The 7,998-nt window shown below is 38.5% G+C and carries 5 protein-coding genes and 1 pseudogene; 3 read left to right on the forward strand and 3 right to left on the reverse strand.

Features of this window, described 5'->3' with window-relative positions; translation table 11 throughout:
* Positions 1-28: 28 nt before the first annotated feature.
* Positions 29-1,246 (forward strand): annotated as a pseudogene (lysA, locus tag ACLTU0_RS09425) (diaminopimelate decarboxylase); the annotation flags it as partial.
* Positions 1,247-1,300: 54 nt separating this feature from the next.
* Here the strand turns inward: lysA and ACLTU0_RS09430 are convergent.
* On the reverse strand, positions 1,301-1,651 hold the full coding sequence (locus ACLTU0_RS09430; protein ID WP_147513615.1) for a winged helix-turn-helix transcriptional regulator: 351 nt from the start codon (positions 1,649-1,651) through the stop codon (positions 1,301-1,303).
* A gap of 139 nt (positions 1,652-1,790) precedes the next feature.
* Between ACLTU0_RS09430 and ACLTU0_RS09435 the strand changes: the two genes are divergently transcribed.
* Positions 1,791-4,274: a heavy metal translocating P-type ATPase gene (locus ACLTU0_RS09435; RefSeq protein WP_412322191.1), complete on the forward strand. Its 2,484-nt coding sequence runs from the start codon at positions 1,791-1,793 to the stop codon at positions 4,272-4,274.
* 182 nt (positions 4,275-4,456) lie between these two features.
* Positions 4,457-6,763 carry a phosphodiester glycosidase family protein gene (locus ACLTU0_RS09440; RefSeq protein WP_412293695.1) on the forward strand — a complete coding sequence of 769 codons (2,307 nt, stop codon included), beginning with the start codon at positions 4,457-4,459 and terminating at the stop codon, positions 6,761-6,763.
* A gap of 34 nt (positions 6,764-6,797) precedes the next feature.
* On the opposite strand, the gene ACLTU0_RS09445 is transcribed toward ACLTU0_RS09440, so the two are convergent.
* Together ACLTU0_RS09445 and ACLTU0_RS09450 are read right to left on the reverse strand one after the other, a co-directional pair.
* The gene (locus ACLTU0_RS09445; RefSeq protein ID WP_412293693.1) at positions 6,798-7,601 is read right to left on the reverse strand and encodes an AraC family ligand binding domain-containing protein; all 804 of its coding nucleotides are present in this window, start codon (positions 7,599-7,601) and stop codon (positions 6,798-6,800) included.
* Positions 7,602-7,604: 3 nt separating this feature from the next.
* A partial coding sequence (locus tag ACLTU0_RS09450) for a helix-turn-helix transcriptional regulator (RefSeq protein ID WP_412322192.1) occupies positions 7,605-7,998 on the reverse strand: 394 nt, incomplete at its 5' end.

Consider the following 7,998-nt stretch of genomic DNA (forward strand, 5'->3'; position numbering starts at 1 on the left):
AAATGATACTGTTTAACTTGCAAAGGAGTATGGAACTCATCTATATGTATTAGATGAGGATTTAATAAGAAAAAATTGTCGTGTTTATAAAAACGCGATGGATAAATATTACGGAGGAAACGGACTTGTCCTTTATGCAAACAAGGCTTTCTGCTCACTTTTCACTTGCAGACTTGTTAAAGAAGAAGGTTTGGGTATTGACGTTGTATCGGGCGGCGAGCTTTATACGGCGATAAAGGCAGATTTTCCTATGGATAAAGTCTATTTTCACGGCAATAATAAAACTGCTGATGAAATTGAGCTTGCAGTTAAAAATAAAGTTGGTAATATCATAGTTGATAATATTTATGAACTTGAAGCACTTAACGAAACTGCTAAGAAATACGGTGTTGTTCAGAACATAATGTTCAGAATCAAACCCGGTGTTGACGCTCATACTCACAGCTTTATTCAAACAGGTCAAATTGATTCAAAGTTCGGTGTTGCACTTGAAAACGGCGAAGCATTTGAAATTATTGAAAAAGCAAGTAAAATGTCTAACGTAAAAGTAAACGGTGTTCACTGCCACATCGGTTCACAAATTTTTGATATTGAACCGTTCTGTAAAGCGGCTGAAATAATGATGAACTTTGTAGGCGACTTAAAGGACAAGCTTGGTCTTGAAATTGATAATCTTAACCTTGGTGGCGGATACGGTATTATGTATACCGAAAATGACGATCCTGTACCGTATGATGAATATATTCAGCACGTTTCAGAGGTTGTTAAGGCTACTGCAGAAAAAAGAGGAGTCAAACTACCGTTCATTCTTATGGAGCCTGGCCGTTCAATTATTGCACCGGCAGGTATTACGCTTTATACAGTAGGCGGAATTAAGGATATTAAGAATGTGAGAAAGTATGTGTCGGTAGACGGCGGTATGGGTGATAACCCAAGATATATACTTTACGAATCAGAGTACGAGGCGGTTGTTGCGAACAACGCAAATGCCGAACGTACCGAAAAGGTTACAGTAGCAGGTAAGTGCTGTGAGTCCGGAGATATTTTGCTTAAAGATGCGATGATGCCGGAAATCAAAGTCGGAGATACTTTGGCAGTTCTTGCAACAGGTGCTTATAACTATTCAATGGCAAGCAATTATAACAGAATTCCGAGAGCGGCAGTTGTTGCTGTTTCGGACGGTAAAGCTAAGGTAGTTGTAAAGCGTGAATCATATGAGGACCTTATAAAGAACGACGTTCTTTAATATATTGGTTTAATTAAACTGACACAAAAAGGAGCTGAAATCAGCTCCTTTTTGTTATTTTTGTTTTGTCATAGAACAATTAGGACAAATGTTGTTTGCCTTTAAATAATTATTTCCCCAATCGCAAATGCTTGATAATATAGGAATAAAACTTGTTCCGAGCGGCGTAAGTGAATATTCCACTTTCGGCGGAACTACGGGATAAACTTTTCGCACAATCAGTCCGTCATTTTCAAGTTCGCGGAGCTGTTTTGTAAGCATTTTCGGCGTTGCGGATGAAAGCAATTTTTGTAATTGCCCAAAACGTAATGTTTTACCCGATAAGTGCCATAATATAAGTGGCTTGTATTTTCCGCCCACTATTTCAAGTGTTGCCTCAACAGGGCATATATAATCGTGGTTCATATGTATTACCTCCAATCCATACTATCATAAATGATAGTATCTATCAAAAAAGTGCATACTTGAAAAATAAATAATTTACGATATAATAATATCATAAACAATAAATAAATTCAATCAAAATATTCGGGACGGTGATAATGTGACTGAAAAATTTAATGTAACGGGAATGACGTGCAGTGCATGCAGCGCACACGTTGAAAAAAGCGTCAAAAAACTTAACGGTGTGAAATCTGTAAACGTAAATTTGTTGCAGAATAATATGCACGTTGATTTTGATGAAACGGCTGTAAGCGTTGACGATATTATAAACGCAGTTGTTTCGGGGGGATACGGTGCGTCTGTTGCGGGAAAAAAACAAGAAAAGAAAGACAACAAAATCGACAATGAAATTTCAAATATGAAGTTCAGACTTATTGTGTCACTTGTTTGCCTTGTGCCGCTAATGTACATTTCAATGGGACATATGTGGGGTTGGCCGTTTTTGAACGTGTTTCACGGTGCAGAAAACGGAATAACATTTGCACTTACGCAAATGCTGTTGATGTTGCCGATAATGTATGTCAACAGAAAATACTATATAACAGGTTTTAAGACGTTGTTTCACGGTGCACCGAATATGGATTCGCTGATAGCGATAGGTTCGGGCGCGGCATTCACGTATGGAATCATTGCAATATATTGCATAGGATACGGACTCGGACACGGTGACAAAGAATTTGCACATTCATATATGATGAATTTGTATTTTGAGTCGGCGGCAATGATACTTGCACTCATAACCCTCGGAAAATTTCTTGAATCGAGGGCAAAAGGGAAAACATCACAGGCGATAGAAAAACTTATTGATTTATCGCCGAAAACGGCAGTTGTAATTCGTGACGGAAAAGAAGTTACAGTCGGTGTAGATGATGTGCAAATCGGTGAAATTGTCGCTGTAAAAGCAGGACAATCAGTTCCGCTGGACGGTGTTATCGTTGAGGGTAACGGTGCGATAGATGAGTCGGCTATTACAGGCGAGAGTATCGCGGTTGAAAAAAATGTCGGTGATAAGGTTATCGGAGCTACTATAAATAAATCGGGATATTTTAAATTTAAGGTTGAAAAAGTCGGCGAAGATACCGCATTGTCACAGATTATACATCTTGTGGAAGAAGCTTCGGCATCAAAAGCACCGATTGCAAAGCTTGCCGATAAGGTCAGCGGTATATTTGTACCGGTTGTAATATCAATCGCAGTGATTACGATTATAGTGTGGTTGCTTTTGGGTAAAGGTGTTAGTTTTGCACTTTCAATGGGAATATCGGTACTTGTAATTTCTTGCCCGTGTGCGTTGGGATTGGCAACGCCGACTGCAATAATGGTCGGTACAGGCAAGGGCGCGCAGTACGGAATACTTACAAAATCAGCCGAAAGTCTTGAAACAGCACATCAGGTTGATACGGTCGTACTTGATAAAACAGGCACGATAACAGAGGGTAAGCCTTCTGTAACGGATATAGCACCTGTCGGAATTTCCGATAAGGAACTTTTACAGATTGCAGCGTCAATAGAATATTTGTCGGAACACCCTCTTGCAAAGGCTATTGTTGAAAAAGCAGACGGCTTGGAATTTAGTGATGTTGCAGATTTTGAACAGATTGTCGGACAAGGTGTAAAAGGCAATGTTGACGGAAAGAAAGTTTTAGCCGGAAATTATAAGATGATGCGTGAAAACAATATTGAAGTATCGGAAGATGAAATATTCGCGAATGACGGAAAAACATCATTGTATTTTGCGGTGGATAATAAGTTTGTCGGAATAATCGCAGTTGCCGATACCATAAAGGAAACAAGCAGGCAAGCGATAGAAGATATGCGTAATATGGGACTTGACGTAATAATGCTTACGGGTGACAATGCCGTTACGGCAAATGCAATTAAAAACAAGCTGCCGTTAAGCAGTGCCGTTGCGGAGGTGTTGCCGTCAGACAAGGAAGAAGTAGTAAGAAAACTTCAGCAGAGCGGTCATAAGGTTGCAATGGTCGGTGACGGAATTAATGACGCACCTGCTTTGACTCGTGCAGACGTTGGTATTGCTATCGGTGCGGGAACGGATATAGCTATTGAATCGGCTGATATTGTATTGATGAAAAGCAATTTGCAGGACGTTGTTACATCAATAGAGCTAAGCCACTCGGTAATCAAAAATATAAAAGAAAATCTGTTCTGGGCATTTTTCTATAATGCACTCGGAATACCGATTGCGGCAGGCGTTTTGTACGGTATAGCAGGATTGAAATTAAATCCTATGATTGCAGCACTTGCTATGAGTTTCAGTTCAGTATTCGTTGTGTCAAATGCGTTGAGATTGAGATTTTTCAAACCGAAATGCAATAATATTAAAACTGTAAAAAATGAAAAGGAGAATATAACTATGACAAAGACAATTAAAATTAACGGAATGATGTGTTCACACTGTACAGGCAGAGTTGGAGAGGTGCTAAACGCAATAGACGGAGTAAGTGCGGAAGTTTCACTTGATAACGGCGGTCAGGCTGTTGTAACACTTGCAAAAGACGTGTCGGACGATGTGCTTAAAAAAGCCGTTGTTGACGCAGGATATGAAGTTGTAGGTATAGAATAAGAATTAAGCAAAATTTGGATTGTAGACAAAACCGATATGGTTTTGTCTACTTTATTTTTTGATGTCGATAGCCTTAATTATATAATATTTAATTGCATATATTCCATTATTTAAGTTTTACATAAATCCGATTTTGTGATATACTATAAAATGTATTGTTTTTTTATATGGAGGAATGTTTTGTGAGGAAGAAAATTTTATTTTTTGCAATGACGCTTTTGTTGCTTACGGGAATAACTGCAAGTGCAGATGTTTTGGGTGAGCAAAACGGCGGTTGGAGTACGTATATGGGAGCATTTACATACTTTCATAATGTACAGTTCAATTCGGACAGCGTCGGTAAGCAAAATGAATATTATGTTGAATATACACCTAATGAGGACGCCGTACCGATTGTTGTGAACGGTGCGAGCATATGGGGAACGAGAAATATTAAACAGGCAGAGCAATATATGCAGGAGAACGGTTTAAGACCGCTTGCCGGAATTAATGCCGATTATTTTTCATTCAAGACAGGTATTCCGATGGGTTATACAATAGCCGATGGCGAAATTATATCAAAGGAATACGGCGGACAGGACGCGGTCGGTTTCAGAAGTGACGGAACGGGTTTTATAAAGTGGCTTGACATTCAGACAACAGTGACGGACGGCGAAAAATCGATTGACGTTATGTATATAAATAAGTGGTGTCAGGCGGGATTTGATCCTGTTTATCTTTTGACGGACAAATTCGGAAAAACGACAAAAACTCAATCGGAATGTATTTTTGTTATTTGCACACCTAACGAGGGCAGACTGCACGTGGACGAAACAATGTCGCTTACTGTTGATGATGTGTTCATATATAACGGCGAGATAGAAATTCCTGAGGGTAAGGTTGTTTTGCTTATGGATACAAGCGGTGTAAGTGAATATTATGACTTTTTGAGCAGACTTCATGCAGGTCAGACTTTAACGGTCGCAAATCAGGCGATCGGAGATGACGGTACTTGGAAAACAGCTGAAAATGCTATAAGCAGTGTCGGCGGCAGACTTGTAACAAACGGAGTGGCAAATTCCGATTTTGAGGCCGGTGCGGCACCGAGAACGGCTGTCGGAATAAAAGCAGACGGCAATATTATTTTCTATACGCTTGACGGCAGACAGTCGGGTTACAGCTATGGCGCTCAACTTAAAACACTTGCGAAACGTATGGTTGAGCTTGGGTGTGTTGACGCGTTAAATCTTGACGGCGGCGGTTCGACAACCATTTCTGCGTGGTTTCCGGGAAAAGACAATACAATGGTTGTAAATTCACCGTCGGACGGTTATTTGAGAAGTGTTGCAAATTATATTTTCTTAAAGGACAATCGCGAGAGAACGAATATTCCGTGGATAATCAATATTACAGGCGGAACTAATAATAACTATCTTTCGGGAATGACTGCGAATATTAATATAGAAAGCGTATATGATACCGCAAATTATAAAATGGAAGAACCGTATAATATAAAATATCGTGCGGAAACCGATACGGACAGTACGGTAGACGAAAACGGAGCAGTATCGCTTAACGGTACAGGTGATGTTAAAGTTGTTATGTACGGCGATAACGGTGACGTGGCGGACGTGACATACGGCGTTTATGAAACACCTGAAGAAATCAAGGTATATAATCAAGCGGACTGGAAAGAAATCAGCGAAATCTATACAGAGGCAAACGAAGAATTACAGCTTAATCTTTCGGCGGCGTCATACAAAAACGGAATCGAATTGCTTTCAACGAACAGATTGTATAAATGGGAAGTTGAGGGTGATATAGGTACGATAACAGAGGACGGCATTTTCACACTTGCCGATACGGTCAACAAAGACGGTAAAATAAAGGTGACGGCAGGGGCTTTAACGAAAGAAATACCGGTGCATATTTCGGATTATCCGAGTACGCCTAATCCGTTTTACGATACAGAAAATCACTGGGCAAAGGACATAATTGCCGATATGGCGGCAACAGGGATTATCAGCGGTTTTGAAGAAGACGGAAAAATGATTTTTAAACCTGACAACAATATGACAAGAGCGGAATTTGCATCGATGATAGCAAATTACAAAAAACTTGATTTTTCAAAATATGATGATGTAAAGCTTGATTTTACGGACAATGATATAATACCGCAGTGGGCAGTTTCGGCTGTAAAAGCTGTGTATAAAGAGGGTATAATTTTAGGCCGCGTCAATGATGACGGAACAAGCACATTTGCACCGTATGACAATATAACGCGTGCAGAGGCAATGACGATTTTGGGAAGAATACTTCCGAATAATGATGATTTGCCGAATCTTCCGTTTGCGGATAAAAACGATATACCGCAGTGGGCGGAAGAAGGCGTGAGCAAGTTGTATTCGACAGGTATTGTGAGCGGTTATGAGGATAACACGATACTTCCGAATAATAATATGAAACGTGCTGAAGCGGCAACGATGTTGTATAAAATTGAAAATAAATAAAATAATAGGCTGTCGGTTTTTTGCCGACAGCCTATTATTTTGCCCAAACGAGGTTAAAGTATTCCTCTACGGTCATATTCGCATACTTTTTAAATTCACTGTAAAATTCTTGGGGAGATTTAAAACCGCATTGATTATAATACCTTTCGTAATGAGTATTTCCTACCTTGAAAACCGCGTACTTTGCAAATTCCATACGGTAAAAGTAAATCAGCTCATTAATATTTTTGCCGTAACGGTTTATAAAAATATTGTTAAGCTCCGTTATTGAAATTTTGTGTAATTTCAGATATGGCGTAAAGTCTATATTTATTGAAGATATGTTTTGTTTTATAAAATCAAAACCATTCTCGGCAATAAAATCTTCGGGTGTCAAAAGAGTGGGTTTTGATGAAACATAACTTTCACCGCATACACCGATAAGATTGTACATATTAACAGAATTTTGTATATCGTCTTTATCGTGCATATAGCCGTCATACGCAATATTAAATGTGTTAAAAACTTCGTCGCTTTTCGGAACAAAAACAACGGATTGGTTAAAATCAAAGTATTGGAGATAATTTGTAACGAAATTACCGTTAAACGCAATACGCTTTATAGAAAAATTTTCTTGCTGTCTGAGCGAAAACAGAATTGAAGAATTTATAAATACAATATCGCCTTTGCTTACGGTTTGTTCAATGTTGTTTTCGGTGCATATTTTACCTGTTCCGCTTGTACACAAAATGAATTGATGGTGCGGAAAGTTGTTCATAAACATAACCTTTGAAAGATTGTTTATTTCCTGTATATCACATATGTATGACGGTAAAATTTTTTCGTAATTCTTTTTCATAGCTTATATTTCTCCGAATGTGTTAATACTTCTGTATTCCGTAGGTGTAATGCCTATATATTTCTTGAATGTGTTGCAAAAATAACTTTCACTGTTAAATCCGGAATTGATTGCAACATCAGAAAGTGACATATTTTTGTTGCTGACTAAAAGTTGTTTGGAATTTTCTATACGTATATTGGTAAGAAATTTTTGCGGTGTTATATTGTAAACTTTCTTAAAAATAATTCCGAGATAAGTAGGAGTTACTTTAATCATTTCAGCCAAAGCCGATATTGAAATATCGTGCATATAGTTAGATTTTATATAATCAATACACGGCTTGATTAAATTCGCTTTGTCATTGTTGGGATTGCCCTCAATGCAAGATGCAATATCGAACAATACGGTATACAAA

It is taken from the genome of Hominilimicola sp. (assembly GCF_046972485.1).
Taxonomy (GTDB): Bacteria; Bacillota; Clostridia; order UBA1381; family UBA1381; genus Hominilimicola; species Hominilimicola fabiformis.